General features: G+C 69.1%; 16 protein-coding genes. 3 read left to right on the top strand and 13 right to left on the bottom strand.

Annotation, left to right across the window (positions count from 1 at the left end; translation table 11 throughout):
• Positions 1–57 precede the first annotated feature (57 nt).
• The 5 genes from N4G63_RS04575 to N4G63_RS04555 form a co-directional block, all read right to left on the bottom strand.
• The gene (locus N4G63_RS04575) at positions 58–699 is read right to left on the bottom strand and encodes an SCO family protein (RefSeq protein WP_260790379.1); all 642 of its coding nucleotides are present in this window, start codon (positions 697–699) and stop codon (positions 58–60) included.
• Complete coding sequence (gene cyoE, locus N4G63_RS04570) at positions 687–1,595, bottom strand: heme o synthase (protein WP_260790378.1); 909 nt, start codon at positions 1,593–1,595, stop codon at positions 687–689. The genes N4G63_RS04575 and cyoE overlap by 13 nt, the downstream gene beginning before the upstream one ends.
• 25 nt (positions 1,596–1,620) lie before the next feature.
• Entirely contained in the window at positions 1,621–2,796 is a 1,176-nt protein-coding gene (locus N4G63_RS04565) for a COX15/CtaA family protein (RefSeq protein ID WP_260790377.1), read from the bottom strand.
• A gap of 99 nt (positions 2,797–2,895) precedes the next feature.
• Complete coding sequence (locus N4G63_RS04560; protein ID WP_260790376.1) at positions 2,896–3,717, bottom strand: SCO family protein; 822 nt, start codon at positions 3,715–3,717, stop codon at positions 2,896–2,898.
• Entirely contained in the window at positions 3,680–4,453 is a 774-nt protein-coding gene (locus N4G63_RS04555; RefSeq protein ID WP_314599392.1) for an SURF1 family protein, read from the bottom strand. Before N4G63_RS04555 ends, N4G63_RS04560 begins: the two co-directional genes overlap by 38 nt.
• Before the next feature lie 24 nt (positions 4,454–4,477).
• Between N4G63_RS04555 and N4G63_RS04550 the strand changes: the two genes are divergently transcribed.
• The gene (locus tag N4G63_RS04550; RefSeq protein ID WP_260790375.1) at positions 4,478–4,705 is read left to right on the top strand and encodes a twin transmembrane helix small protein; all 228 of its coding nucleotides are present in this window, start codon (positions 4,478–4,480) and stop codon (positions 4,703–4,705) included.
• 80 nt (positions 4,706–4,785) lie between these two features.
• On the opposite strand, the gene N4G63_RS04545 is transcribed toward N4G63_RS04550, so the two are convergent.
• From N4G63_RS04545 to N4G63_RS04510, 8 genes are all read right to left on the bottom strand, one after another.
• On the bottom strand, positions 4,786–5,670 hold the full coding sequence (locus N4G63_RS04545; RefSeq protein ID WP_260790374.1) for a cytochrome c oxidase subunit 3: 885 nt from the start codon (positions 5,668–5,670) through the stop codon (positions 4,786–4,788).
• 56 nt (positions 5,671–5,726) lie between these two features.
• On the bottom strand, positions 5,727–5,957 hold the full coding sequence (locus tag N4G63_RS04540) for a DUF2970 domain-containing protein (protein WP_260790373.1): 231 nt from the start codon (positions 5,955–5,957) through the stop codon (positions 5,727–5,729).
• Positions 5,954–6,562 (bottom strand): cytochrome c oxidase assembly protein, encoded by a 609-nt coding sequence (locus tag N4G63_RS04535; RefSeq protein ID WP_260790372.1) that lies wholly within the window; start codon positions 6,560–6,562, stop codon positions 5,954–5,956. The genes N4G63_RS04540 and N4G63_RS04535 overlap by 4 nt, the downstream gene beginning before the upstream one ends.
• Positions 6,563–6,608: 46 nt before the next feature.
• Positions 6,609–6,752 (bottom strand): cytochrome oxidase small assembly protein, encoded by a 144-nt coding sequence (locus N4G63_RS04530; protein ID WP_443112002.1) that lies wholly within the window; start codon positions 6,750–6,752, stop codon positions 6,609–6,611.
• A 12-nt stretch (positions 6,753–6,764) separates the two neighbouring features.
• On the bottom strand, positions 6,765–8,390 hold the full coding sequence (ctaD, locus tag N4G63_RS04525) for a cytochrome c oxidase subunit I (protein ID WP_260790371.1): 1,626 nt from the start codon (positions 8,388–8,390) through the stop codon (positions 6,765–6,767).
• Between the two features lie 52 nt (positions 8,391–8,442).
• The gene (coxB, locus tag N4G63_RS04520) at positions 8,443–9,612 is read right to left on the bottom strand and encodes a cytochrome c oxidase subunit II (protein ID WP_260790650.1); all 1,170 of its coding nucleotides are present in this window, start codon (positions 9,610–9,612) and stop codon (positions 8,443–8,445) included.
• Positions 9,613–9,617: 5 nt separating this feature from the next.
• Positions 9,618–10,190, bottom strand: coding sequence for a DUF2244 domain-containing protein (locus N4G63_RS04515; RefSeq protein WP_260790370.1), 573 nt, complete (start codon positions 10,188–10,190; stop codon positions 9,618–9,620).
• A gap of 211 nt (positions 10,191–10,401) precedes the next feature.
• Positions 10,402–11,310, bottom strand: coding sequence for a class I SAM-dependent methyltransferase (locus N4G63_RS04510; protein WP_260790369.1), 909 nt, complete (start codon positions 11,308–11,310; stop codon positions 10,402–10,404).
• 22 nt (positions 11,311–11,332) lie between these two features.
• Here N4G63_RS04510 and N4G63_RS04505 point away from each other — a divergent pair, with 22 nt between their 5' ends.
• Together N4G63_RS04505 and N4G63_RS04500 are read left to right on the top strand one after the other, a co-directional pair.
• Positions 11,333–12,076, top strand: coding sequence for a ComF family protein (locus N4G63_RS04505; protein WP_260790368.1), 744 nt, complete (start codon positions 11,333–11,335; stop codon positions 12,074–12,076).
• 23 nt (positions 12,077–12,099) lie between these two features.
• Positions 12,100–12,579, top strand: coding sequence for a tRNA (cytidine(34)-2'-O)-methyltransferase (locus N4G63_RS04500; RefSeq protein ID WP_260790367.1), 480 nt, complete (start codon positions 12,100–12,102; stop codon positions 12,577–12,579).
• Positions 12,580–12,597 lie beyond the last annotated feature (18 nt).

Genomic DNA, 12,597 nt, shown 5'->3' with positions numbered 1-12,597 from the left:
CTGTACCACGCGGCAAGCTACCAGTTCAGGACAGGCACCGCCTCCCCACAAACCCGCTCAACGGGTTTCAGCCAGCAGGGTCTTCAGGTCCTCGGCCAGCGCCTTGCCGCCGCCACCGTAGCGCACGAACAAGCGCACCCGGCCCTGGGTATCGAAGACGTAGGAGCCGGCGGTGTGGTCGATGGTGTAGCTGGTGTCGGTCTTGCCGGGCACCTTGTTGAAGAACACCTTGAACTCCTTGGCCGCCGCCTGGGTCTGCTCGGGCGTGCCGCGCAGGCCCAGCATGCCGGGGCCGAAGTTGGCCACATAGGCCTTCAGCAGCTCGGCCGTGTCGCGCTCGGGATCCACCGTCACGAACAGGCCCTGCACCCGCGCGCCGTCGGCACCCAGGCTGCGCTTGACCTCGGCCAGCTCGCTCATCGTGGTGGGACACACGTCGGGGCACTGGGTGTAGCCGAAGAACACCACCACCACCTGGCCCTTGAACTCGGCCAGGGTGCGCGCCTTGCCGTCGGGGTCGTTCAGGTTGAGCTGGCGCGCGTAGTCGGCGCCGGTGATGTCCACGCCCTTGAAGGCGGCACGCCCGGCGCCGGCACCCGGTGCCCCGCGCTCGCAGGCGGCCAGCAGGCCGGCCGCCAGGGTGGCGCCGGCCAGGGCCAGGCTGCGCCGGCGCGTGATGAGAGGTTTCAGGACAGCCATGGCATCAGGTAGTGATCCACCAGCAGCGCGGCGAACAGCAGCGACAGGTAGAGGATGGAGAAGCGGAAGGTCTTGCGCGCCAGCGCCTCGCTGTAGCTGCGCCACAGCATGATGCCGTAAGCGATGAACCAGCCCCCCAGCAGCACCGCCGCCACCAGGTAAAGCCAGCCGCTCATGCGGATCACAAAGGGCAGCAGCGTGGCAGCAAACAGCACCAGCGTGTACAGCAGCACGTTCAGCCGGGTGAAGTCGGAGCCGTGGGTGACCGGCAGCATCGGCAGGCCGGCGCGGCGGTAGTCGTCCACCCGGTACAGCGCCAGCGCCCAGAAGTGCGGCGGCGTCCACAGGAAGATGATCAGGCACATCACCACCGCCTCGGGGCCGACATCGTCGCGCATCGCGGCCCAGCCCAGCACCGGCGGCATGGCGCCCGAGGCGCCGCCGATGACGATGTTCTGCGGCGTCATCGGCTTGAGCACCACGGTGTAGACCACCGCGTAGCCCACGAAGGTGGCAAAGGTGAGCCACATGGTCAGCGGGTTCACCCACCAGTACAGCAGCGCGCTGCCGGCGGTGCACAGCAGCACCGAGAAGCTGAGCGCCTGGGCATTGCCCAGCTCACCCTTGGCCGTGGGCCGCCAGGCGGTGCGCGCCATCTTGCGGTCGATGGCCTGCTCGACCAGGCAGTTGAAGGCCGCCGCCGCACTGGCCACCAGCCAGATGCCCAGCGCGGCCGGCACGGCCAGGCCCAGGCGCGGCATGCCGGGCTCGGCCAGCAGCATGCCGATGACGGCGCAAAAGACGATCAGCTGCACCACGCGCGGCTTGGTCAGCGCCCAGTACTGGCGCCACACCGATGCCGGCGCGGGGGTGGGGAGGGAGGACGTCGAGGACATCGGCGATTCGCTTCTCGCAGGCAGATCAGGCGGCGCCCAGCCGCTCGCGGCCGGAACGGATCAGGGACAGGGACAGGGACGGTGCGGTGGCGGCCAGTTGCAGCCGCGCCAGCAGCGAGGCCAGCACCCCCACCAGGGCGGCAGCGCCGCCACTGTGGGCCAGGGCGCCGGCAATCGGCCAGCCCAGCACCACGTTGGACAGGCCGCTGGCGGCCTGCAGCAGCGCCAGGCCCAGCAGGGCCAGCGCATGGCGGCGGGCCGTGGCCTGGCCCTGGCGGTGCAGCGCCCAGGCCAGCGCCAGCAAGGCGGCGAACACCAGCAGGGCAAAGCCGCGATGCGCCATGTGGATGGCCACCAGCGCCTCGAAGGGCAGAAATCCGCCATGCCCGGCGCGACCCAGCTCGCGCAGCAGCGTGAAGCCGTGGCCGGCGTCCATGGCCGGCCACCACTGGCCGTTGCAGGTGGGAAAGCCGCTGCAGGCCATCACCGCGTAATTGGTGCTGACCCAGCCGCCCAGCGCGATCTGCAGCATCACCAGGGCCAGCACGGCGCCCACCACCCACGGCGTCACGCGGTCACGGCCGCCGCCCTGCGGCGCCGCCGGCCATGGCCGCTGGCGCAAGGACTCGTGCTGCAGCACCAGCATCAGCAGCAGCAGCATGGCGCCCAGCAGGTGCAGGGTGACCACGGCCGGATACAGCTTGAGCGTGACCGTGTACTTGCCGAACAGACCCTGCACGATCACCCACACCAGCGTGGCCACCGACCACCAGGGCGAGTGCGGCAAGGCCTGGCGGGCACGCCAGCTGGCGGCCGTGGCCACCAGGATCAGCACCCCCACCACCATGGCCAGATAGCGGTGGATCATCTCGATCCAGGCCTTGGCAAAGGTCACCGGCCCGCTGGGCAGCGCGGTTTGCGCGGCCTGGATGTCGGCCTGGGCGGCCAGCGGCGAGGCCTCGCCGTAGCAGCCCGGCCAGTCGGGGCAACCCAGGCCTGAGTCGGTCAGGCGGGTGAAGGCACCGAAGACGATCAGGTCGAAGGTGAGAAACAGCGTCAGCGCGGTCAGCGCCGCCAGGCGCTGGCGCACCGGCGCGCCGCGCTGGCGCAGCCACCACCACGACAGCGGCAACAGGGCACCCACGCCGGCCAGCAGGGCCAGGCGCAGCAGCGGTGACAGGTCGACGGCACTCGCGCTCATGGCATCGGGCAAGGCGGGTTGGCGTGGACGGCGCGACGGCGCGAACGCATCGGGGCGGTCAAGGCGGTCAGGGCGGCAAACGGCGACACGGCAGGCGGCTCAGGGGCGCGAGGCCGTCGGCGCCGGGGCCGCCGGGGCCGTGGGGGCTGATGCCGTGGCCGCCGGAGCCAGGGCCGCGGGCGCCGAATCGATCAGCGCCTGGCGGCCGGGCTTGTCCCAGCTGGCCGACGCACGCAGCAGGCGGTCGATGTCGCGCTTGACCTTGGCCGGATCGGCATCCACCGGCTGGCGCATCATCCACTGGCCCTGCGGGTCGACGATGTAGAGGTGGTCTTCCAGCGCCTGGCCCGGCGCCGGCTTCAGCCAGGCCGACACCGTGGCGCGCGGCAGGCGCAGCAGGGTCACGCCGGGCCTGGCCTCGAGGGCCTGGCGCAGGGGGGCGGCCACCGGCGCGTCGTCGATCACCAGCCACAGCTTGTCGATGCGATCACGCTCGCGGCCCGTCATCTCGCGCAGCTGGCGCTGCATGAACAGACGCTTCTCGCAGGCCGGGGCGCAGGCGCCGCCGTCCACCACCACCAATAGCCATTGGCCGGCCAGCGCGCGCAGCGCCTGCGGCTGGCCATCCGGGCCTTGGCCCGTCACCGCCGGCATCGGCAGCGGCGGCGTGATCAGCGCGCCATAGGCACTGCCCGAGGGCTTGACCACGTAGTAGGCAAAGTAGCTGGCGATGACCGGCGAGGCGCACACCGCCAGCACCATCAGCATCTTCCAGCGGCCCAGGCTTTGCTGGCGCGCCACGGCGTCGCCCGGTGACGGCAGCGAATGCACCACCAGGCCCAGCGGCTCGTCGCGCGGGGCGTTGGGGTGCGGGATGGCGGCCTTAGCGGCGACGGGGTCGGAGGATTTGGAACCAGACATACAGGCCGGTGATCAATGCGCAGAGCGCAAACCACTGAAAGGCATAACCGTGGTGCTTGCCCACATCCACCGCCACCACCGGCCACTGGCGCAGCAGGCCGTCGTTGGCGGCAGACGAGGGGGTGGAAGAATGGCTTGAAGAGCTGGCCGGCGCGCCCCAGGCTGGCCCGGCTTCGGTCTGCTGCAGCGACAGGGGCCGCAGCGCGATGCCCGCTTCACGCGCGAAGGCATCCAGGTCGACATTTTGCCGGATGCGCCCGCTGTCGGCCGCACCCAGCTCGAACAGCTTGGCCGGCGGCGGGGCGATGCGACCGGCCACCAGCACCGGGCCGGCCGGCGTGGCCAGCGGCGGCAAGGCGCTGCGGTCATGCGGGTGGCGCGGCACCCAGCCGCGCTGCACCAGCACCGCGTCGCCATCGGCCAGCAGCAGCGGCGTCAGCACATAAAAACCCGGCCGGCCGTTCATCTGCCGGTTGTCCAGAAACACCGTGTGCCGGGCCAGCCACTGGCCGCGCAGCAGCGTGTGGCGATAGTGCTGCTCGCCGGCTGTGGCGGCGCTGCGCGCCAGCTCGGCCGCGGGCAGCGGCGGCATGGCGGCGCGGCCATCGATGCGGGCCTGGAGCGCCAGCTTCTGCCCCGCGCGATCGAGCTGCCAGACGCCCAGCCGCGCGGTCAGCGCCGCCGCCAGCAACGCGGCCAGCAGCACCAGCCATGGCCCCCGGTTCAGCAGGCGCATGGGCGGCACCGATAATCCGCGGCAATGAAAACCGTGATCGTGATCGTATTGGTGCTCGTGCTGGTGGCCCTGGCCAGCGCCGGGCTGTTCATGCTGCGCGGCGGCCGTGCCGACGCCCCCGCCCAGCGCAACGCGCGCATGGCGCGCGCCCTGGCACTGCGGGTGGGTTTGTCGATCGCCTTGTTCCTGTTCATCCTGCTGGGATGGTGGATGGGCTGGATCCAGCCCTCCGGGCTGCCGCTGGCGCGCTGAGGCGACCGGCCCAAAAGCAAGACGCCGCACAGCGGCGGCGTCCTCGGTTCAAGGGGCCGACCCATGGCCGGCCCGCGGGCTCAGAGCCAGTACACCAGGAAGTACAGGCCCAGCCACACCACGTCGACGAAGTGCCAGTACCAGGCGGCGCCTTCGAAACCGAAGTGCCGGTCAGCCGAGAAGTGGCCCTTTTGCAGGCGCAGCGTGATGAACAGCAGCATCAGCATGCCCACGAACACGTGGAAACCGTGGAAGCCGGTGAGCATGAAGAAGGTGGAGCCGAAGATGCCCGAGGTCAGCTTCAGGTTCAGGTCGCGGTAGGCGTGCACGTACTCGTAGCCCTGGAAGCCCAGGAACACGATGCCCAGCAGCACGGTGATCCACATCCAGGTGATGGTCTTGGCGCGCTGGCCGGCGATCAGCGCATGGTGCGCGATGGTCAGCGTGAGGCCCGAGGTCAGCAGGATCGCGGTGTTGATGGTGGGGATCGGCCACGGGCCCATGGTGTTGAACGGCTCCACCGTGCCGCCCGGCGCGGCAGTGACGCCACCACCGGCGCTGGGCCAGATGGCCTTGAAGTCGGGCCACAGCAGCTGGTGGTCGAGGTTGCCCAGCATCGGCAGCGCTTGGGCGCGGGCCCAGTACAGCGCGCCGAAGAACGCGGCAAAGAACATCACCTCCGAAAAGATGAACCAGCTCATCGCCCAGCGGAACGACACGTCGATGCGCTTGGAGTACAGGCCGGACTGGCTTTCGTGGATGGCGTCCTTGAACCACACGAACAGCGTGCGCAGCCAGATCGCCATGCCCAGGGCCAGCGAGTACTTGCCCCAGTCAGCGCCGTTGATCCACTGGCCGGCGCCCAGGATCACGAAGAACAGGCCGAAGGCGGCCATGGCCGGATGCGCCGACGGTGCCGGCACAAAGTAGTACGGGGTCACCCCGTTGGGCGTCGCTGCGGACATCTTGTGTGTTCTCCTCGTAACCTCAAAGAAATTGTTGGATCGGCACCGGTGCGCAATCAGCTTGCCACACCGCTGGCCACCACCCACTTGACCAGCAGCACCAGCGCCAGCACGAACAGTGCCGCGCCCGCGATGCCGGCCAGAATCACATGCACCGGGTTGAGCCGGCTGACGTCCTGCGCATGGTCGGCCGAGCGCCGCACGCCGAAGAACGACCAGGCCACGGCGCGCATCGTCTGCAACAGCGAGCCCGGGCGCTGCGCGGCGTGCTTCAGCTCGTCGCTCATGTGCCGGCTCCCACCGCCAGCGGCGCCTGCGCCGTCTTCTTGCCCACCTGCTTGCCGGCCACCTCGAAGAAGGTGTACGACAAGGTGATGGTGGTCACGTCGCGCGGCAGCTTGGGATCGACATAGAACACCACCGGCCACTGCTTGCTCTCGCCCGGCGCCAGCGTGTACTCGTTGAAGCAGAAGCACTCGAGCTTGTTGAAGTGGCTGCCCGCCTGCATGGGTGCATAGCTGGGAATGGCCTGCGCGGCCATGCTGCGATCCTGCTTGTTGCGGAACTCGTACATCACCGTGGCCAGCTCGCCCGGATGAACCTGCACCGAGCGCACCGCGGGCTTGAAATCCCAGGGCCCGCGGGCGTTGGCATCGAACTCGATGGTCACCTTGCGGCTGGTATCGACCTGGGTATTGCCCTTGCGTGCGGCATTGCCCGACAGGCCGGCACCGGTGACCCGCTCGCTGACCGACAGCACATTGATGCCCAGGGCATCGCAGATCGTGCGGTACATCGGCACCAGCGCATAGCCGAAGCCGAACATCGCCAGGGCCACCACCATCAGCTTGCCGAGCATGCGCCGGTTGTCCCGGTGCAGGCGCTGGAGCATGGACGCAAAAGCCATCGGGCAGAGCGGGTTGCGGCGTGCCGGTCGCTCAGCGACCGAGCAGCACGATCTTGGTCACGAAGCCCACACCGAACACCAGGGCCACCGAGGCCAGCACCACGGCCAGCTTCAGATTGGCCCGGCGCTGGCGCTGTTGCGCTGCCGGATTGGCCATGCCCGCCGAATCAGCCATGTCAGCCCGGCATCAACCCAGCACGCGCGTGGCGCTGGCGTCGAGCTTGGGCGGGTTCTCGAAGGTGTGGAACGGCGCCGGCGACGGCACTTCCCACTCCAGGCCTTCGGCGGCCTCCCAGGGCTTTTGCGCTGCCTTCTCGCCCTTGCCGCGCATCATCGGCACGACGACGAACAGGAAGAAGTACACCTGGGCCAGACCGAAGGCGAAGGCGCCGACGCTGGCGATCTGGTTGAACTCGGTGAACTGCATCGGGTAGTCGGCATAACGACGCGGCATGCCGGCCAGACCCAGGAAGTGCATCGGGAAGAAGGTGACGTTGAACGCGATCAGCGACCACCAGAAGTGCAGCTTGCCGCGGAATTCGGAGTACATCACGCCGGTCCACTTCGGGCCCCAGTAGTACACGCCGGCAAACAGCGCGAACAGCGAGCCGGCCACCAGCACGTAGTGGAAGTGCGCCACCACGTAGTAGGTGTCCTGCAGCTGGATGTCGACCGGTGCCATCGACAGGATCAGGCCGGTGAAGCCGCCCATCGTGAACACGAAGATGAAGCCCACTGACCACAGCATCGGGGTCTCGAAGGTCATCGAGCCACGCCACATGGTGGCAATCCAGTTGAAGATCTTCACGCCCGTGGGCACGGCGATCAGCATCGTGGCGTACATGAAGAACAGCTGGCCGGTCACGGGCATGCCGGTGGCATACATGTGGTGGGCCCAGACGATGAACGACAGGATCGCGATCGAGGCCGTGGCGTAGACCATCGAGGTGTAGCCGAACAGGCGCTTGCGCGCGAAGGCCGGCACGATGGCGCTGACGATGCCGAAGGCCGGCAGGATCATGATGTAGACCTCGGGGTGCCCGAAGAACCAGAAGATGTGCTGGTACATGATCGGGTCGCCACCGCCGGCGGGCGTGAAGAAGCTGGTGCCGAAATGGCGGTCGGTCAGCGTCATCGTGATCGCACCGGCCAGCACCGGCATCACCGCGATCAGCAGGTAGGCGGTGATCAGCCAGGTCCAGGCGAACAGCGGCATCTTCATCAGCGTCATGCCCGGCGCGCGCATGTTCAGGATGGTGACGATGATGTTGATCGAGCCCATGATCGAGCTGGCGCCGAGGATGTGCATCGCGAAGATGCCGGCGTCCATGCTGGGGCCCATCTGCAGGGTCAGCGGGGCATAGAGCGTCCAGCCAGCGGCCGGCGCGCCACCGGGCATGAAGAACGAGCCGGCCAGCATGATGGCCGCCGGGATCATCAGCCAGAAGCTGAAATTGTTCATGCGCGCGAACGCCATGTCGGATGCGCCGATCTGCAGCGGGATCATCCAGTTCGCGAAGCCCACGAAGGCCGGCATGATGGCGCCGAACACCATGATCAGCCCGTGCATCGTGGTGAACGAGTTGAACAGTTCGGGGTTGAAGTACTGCAGGCCGGGCTGGAACAGCTCGGCGCGGATGCACAGCGCCAGCACGCCGCCGATCATCAGCATGGCGAATGCGAACAACAGGTACATCGTGCCGATGTCCTTGTGGTTGGTCGCGAACACCCAGCGGCGCCAGCCGTGCAGCGGGCCGTGGTCGTGGTGGTCATCGTGGGCCGCGTGGCCGTGATGGTCGAGGACAGCGCTCATGGTGCGAGGCCTTTGCTTGGCAGTCGGGTGCAAAAAGGGTGGGAGCGGTGGATCACTTGCGCGCGGCAAGGATCTCGGCCGGCTGCACCACCTGGCCGGTCTTGTTCGACCAGCTGTTCTTGGTGTACGTGATCACGGCGGCGATCTCGGTATCGGACAGGCTCTTCCAGGCCGGCATCGCACCATTGTTCTGGCCGTTCAGCAGCACGGCGATCTGCTTGCCCTTGTCGGCATCCAGCACCAGGGCCGAACCATCCACCGCCTTGATCGGGCCGGCGCCCTTGCCGTCGGGCTTGTGGCAGACCGCGCAGTTGGCGTTGTAGACCTTCTCGCCACGGGTCACCAGATCTTCGAGCTTCCAGACCTTGGCCGGATCATCGGCCTTGGCGGCCAGTTCCTTCTTCTTGCCTTCCACCCACTTGGCGTAGTCGGCCTGCGCCAGCACCTTCACGTGGATGGGCATGTAGGCGTGCTCCTTGCCGCACAGCTCGGCGCACTGACCATAAAAATCGCCCACCTTCTCGGCGCGGAACCAGGTGTCGCGCACGAAGCCGGGGATGGCGTCCTGCTTGACCGCGAAGGCCGGCACCATCCAGGCGTGGATCACGTCGTTGGCGGTGGTGATGATGCGGATCTTCTTGTTGACCGGCACCACCAGCGGGTTGTCGACCTTCAGCAGGTAGTCGTCACCGGCGGGCTTGCCGGCGTCGGACATCTGGCGCTGCGCGACGTCGAGCGTGGAGACGAAGCCGATGCCTTCGCCTTCGCCCTTCAGGTAGTCGTAGCCCCATTTCCACTGGTAGCCGGTGGCCTTGATGGTGAGGTCGGCATTGCTGGTGTCCTTCATGGCCACCACGGTCTTGGTGGCCGCCAGGCCCATGGCCGTGACGATGACGAAGGGCACGATGGTCCAGGCGATCTCGACCGCCACGCTCTCGTGGAAGTGCGCCGACTTGGCGCCGACCGACTTGCGGTGCTTGATGATCGAATAGAACATCACGCCGAACACCGCGACGAAGATCACCGCGCAGACGACCAGCAGGCCGTAGTGCAGGGTCTGCACCTCGGCAGCGATCTTGGTGATCGGCGGATGCAGATCGAGCTGGTTCACCGCCGGCCCGCCGGGCAGGTTGTTGACGGCCAGCGCCGATTGCGCGGCTGCCGCCGCGAGCAGACCGGTCAGGCTTTGACCGATCCGTTGCCACCTCGTGTTCTTCGTCATCTTTGTCATTGCTGCTGTTCGTGAACCACAACCCGATCGCCGGTGCTGCGCAACAGGCGCAGCGCGCGGCGCAGCTCCCGTGCGAGTTCCACCCGCAGTTCAGGCCGCACGTGACGCCCGATGCGCACGCTGCGGCCTTCGCCGGACAACTCGACCAGCGAGCCGTCTTCGGCCGCTGGCTCCACCCTCAACCATTCGGCGCGGAACGTCACGCGCTCGACCCCGGGGCCGACACGCTGCTCGACGGCCACCTCGCGACCGCTCAGCGTGACCGTCTCGCGGTCGCCGGCATGGCGCGCCACCATCAGCATCGCCACCCCGACGGCCACCAATTCAATGCCCGTGAAAACCACCACCAACCCAACACCATGCCACCAGAATCCCCCTGCGACCAGCAGTGAAACCGAGCACAGCAACAGGTAGGCGGCGATCAGTTGACGCGGCGAAATCGAGACATTGCGTCTCAAATCGAAGCACCAGCCTGCCGGCGCCTCCAGCTGCTGCGCAAAGCGCCAACCCTTGTCCGACCTGTGAGCAGAGGGCGCGGGCCAGGGGCTGGAAGCGAAGGCGGCGGTCATGGCATTGAGGGCACGGGCAGTTGCGTCATCGCGGGTCGAGGCGCCCGGGCCCGGGCGCACGACCGACCTTCCTGTTGACCCAGAACAAGCCTGGAGGGCGCGATCCACGTCAATGCACCGGGATCTGTGCCACGTCAACAATTCTGAATTCTAGCTGAGCAGTGCAGCAGCATTGGCGCATGCGCGACCAGACCGCGCGGACATGGCGGCTTCAGCGCAACGGACGGCCTTGTTTCATTGACGCGAGCAGGCCATCGAGCGACACCGTCACCGGCTCGCCGGGCCGGGCGCGGGGCGCCGCCTTGAAGGCATGGCCATAGACGATCTCGACCGTCAGCCCGATGCGGCCCTGGCTGTCGGCGCGCTCGGCCAGGGCGGCGAGCAGGCGCTGGCGCCAGCGCGGCGTGCGCAGGCCCGGCAGGCGGCCCGCGCCCAGATGCCCACCCAGGCTGCGCAACTCGGCCAGCAGCGCCTCGGGCGAGGACCAGTGCAGGCGCAAGGTCTCCTGGTCCATCACCGGATCGGCAAAGCCGGCATGCACCAGCTGGTCGCCGATGTCGTGCATGTCGGTGAAGGGCGGATGCGGCGCCGGCCAGCCGGCCGCTGCATACAGCGAACGCAGCTCGCGCCAGGTGTCGGGGCCGAAGCTCGAGAACATCAGGAAGCCACCCACGGCCAGCGCCGCGTGCCAGCGCGCCATCAGCGCCACCGGGTCGGGCACGGCGTGCAGCACCATGCTGGCCCACAGCATTTGCGCCTGGCCGGGTGGCACGGCCGTTTCGTCCAGCACCGCCTGGGCCAGTGCCTGGCGCCGGCGCCAGGCCCACCAGGGTGCCTGCAGCGTGGCGCGGCTGCGCTCGGCCAGGGCCGGCGTGGGCTCGACGACACGCCGCTCGGCCTGCGGCCACAGGGCCTGCACCGGCTGCGCGCCAGCCCCCAGCCAGGCCCACCAGTCCAGCCATTGCGACGGCGTCTCGCGCATCACCACCAGGCGCTCGGCCATGCGCCGCGCCACCTCCTGATGCAGCCAGGGCGGCGCCTCGGCGCGGGCCAGGCGGTCAAGTTGCCGCGCCAGCGCCCGGGCATCGACAAGGGGCTGCGGCGGGCGCGAATCGGGCATGGGCGCGCAGTATATTGAGCCGATGTCCACCCCGGCGGACCGCCCCGCCAAGACCTTGCGCGAGCTCTGGCGCGGCCTGGCAGGCGCCATGCCAGGGCCTTGTGCACTGTGCGGCAGCTGGGCCCCGGGCGCACTGTGCGCGCCGTGCCGGCTGCGCTTTGCCGCGGCCACGCCGCGCTGCCTGCGCTGTGCCCTGGCGGTGGTGCAGGCCGGCGCCTGCGGCGCCTGTCTGGCACGGCCGCCCGCGGTGGCCGCCACCGTGGCCGCGGTGGACTACGGCTTTCCCTGGGACCGGCTGATCGGCGCCTTCAAGTTCCAGCAGCAGCCCGAGTGGGCACCGGCCTTCTCCGGCCTGATCGACGCCGCGCTGCGCCGGCACCCGGCCGCGCCACCGGCCGACGTGGTGCTGCCGGTGCCGCTGGCACCTGCCCGGCTGGCCGAGCGCGGCTACAACCAGGCCTGGCAACTGGCCCGGCATCTGGCTGCCCGGCGCGGCCTGCCGGCGCATGCCGGCTGGCTGCTGCGCCTGCGCGACACGCCACACCAGGTGGGCGCCAGCCGCACGCAGCGCCTGCACAACCTGCGCGCGGCGATGTGGGTCACCCCCGATGGCGCAGCGCACCTGGCCGGCCGGCATGTGGCGCTGGTGGACGATGTATTGACCACCGGCGCCACCGCCGAGGCCGCGGCCCAGGCCCTGCTGACGGCCGGCGCGGCCAGCGTGCAGCTGTGGGTGCTGGCGCGCACACCGGCACCCGAGCGCTGAGCCACACGCGACAATCGTCGCCCATGTTCAACATCGTGCTCGTGCATCCCGAGATCCCGCCCAACACCGGCAACGTGATCCGCCTGGCAGCCAACACCGGCTGTGCGCTGCATCTGGTGGAGCCACTGGGCTTCTCGATGGACGACAAGCTGCTGCGCCGCGCCGGGCTCGACTACCACGAGTACGCCGCGGTGCACCGCCATGCCGACTGGGCCGCGCTGCAGCAGGTGCGGCAGGCCAGCGGCGGCCGGGCCTTCGCGTTCACCACCCGCGGCGCGCTGGCGCTGGCCGAGGCCTCGCGCCAGGGCTGGCAGGCCGGTGACTGGTTTGTCTTCGGCAGCGAGTCGGGCGGCCTGCCCGAGGCGGTGCGCGAGGGCTTTGCCAGCGAGCGCCGGGTGCGGCTGCCGATGCGCGCCGGCCAGCGCAGCCTGAACCTCAGCAATGCCGTGGCCGTGGTGGTGTTCGACGCCTGGCGCCAGTTGGCCTACGACGGCGGCAGCTGAGCCAGGCCGCGGCGCCTG

It is taken from the genome of Aquabacterium sp. OR-4 (genome assembly GCF_025290835.2).
In the GTDB taxonomy this organism is placed as follows: Bacteria; Pseudomonadota; Gammaproteobacteria; order Burkholderiales; family Burkholderiaceae_C; genus Pseudaquabacterium.
Note: the sequence above shows the minus strand (reverse complement) of the source record. Positions and strands in the feature narration are given on the sequence as shown.

Coding starts and splice junctions, on each gene's coding strand:
- N4G63_RS04575 (WP_260790379.1), bottom strand. CDS start 699: ATGGCTGTCCTGAAACCTCTCATCACGCGCCGGCGCAGCCTGGCCCTG.
- cyoE (WP_260790378.1), bottom strand. CDS start 1,595: ATGTCCTCGACGTCCTCCCTCCCCACCCCCGCGCCGGCATCGGTGTGG.
- N4G63_RS04565 (WP_260790377.1), bottom strand. CDS start 2,796: ATGAGCGCGAGTGCCGTCGACCTGTCACCGCTGCTGCGCCTGGCCCTG.
- N4G63_RS04560 (WP_260790376.1), bottom strand. CDS start 3,717: ATGTCTGGTTCCAAATCCTCCGACCCCGTCGCCGCTAAGGCCGCCATC.
- N4G63_RS04555 (WP_314599392.1), bottom strand. CDS start 4,453: ATGCGCCTGCTGAACCGGGGGCCATGGCTGGTGCTGCTGGCCGCGTTG.
- N4G63_RS04550 (WP_260790375.1), top strand. CDS start 4,478: ATGAAAACCGTGATCGTGATCGTATTGGTGCTCGTGCTGGTGGCCCTG.
- N4G63_RS04545 (WP_260790374.1), bottom strand. CDS start 5,670: ATGTCCGCAGCGACGCCCAACGGGGTGACCCCGTACTACTTTGTGCCG.
- N4G63_RS04540 (WP_260790373.1), bottom strand. CDS start 5,957: ATGAGCGACGAGCTGAAGCACGCCGCGCAGCGCCCGGGCTCGCTGTTG.
- N4G63_RS04535 (WP_260790372.1), bottom strand. CDS start 6,562: ATGCTCCAGCGCCTGCACCGGGACAACCGGCGCATGCTCGGCAAGCTG.
- N4G63_RS04530 (WP_443112002.1), bottom strand. CDS start 6,752: ATGGCTGATTCGGCGGGCATGGCCAATCCGGCAGCGCAACAGCGCCAG.
- ctaD (WP_260790371.1), bottom strand. CDS start 8,390: ATGAGCGCTGTCCTCGACCATCACGGCCACGCGGCCCACGATGACCAC.
- coxB (WP_260790650.1), bottom strand. CDS start 9,612: ATGACGAAGAACACGAGGTGGCAACGGATCGGTCAAAGCCTGACCGGT.
- N4G63_RS04515 (WP_260790370.1), bottom strand. CDS start 10,190: ATGACCGCCGCCTTCGCTTCCAGCCCCTGGCCCGCGCCCTCTGCTCAC.
- N4G63_RS04510 (WP_260790369.1), bottom strand. CDS start 11,310: ATGCCCGATTCGCGCCCGCCGCAGCCCCTTGTCGATGCCCGGGCGCTG.
- N4G63_RS04505 (WP_260790368.1), top strand. CDS start 11,333: ATGTCCACCCCGGCGGACCGCCCCGCCAAGACCTTGCGCGAGCTCTGG.
- N4G63_RS04500 (WP_260790367.1), top strand. CDS start 12,100: ATGTTCAACATCGTGCTCGTGCATCCCGAGATCCCGCCCAACACCGGC.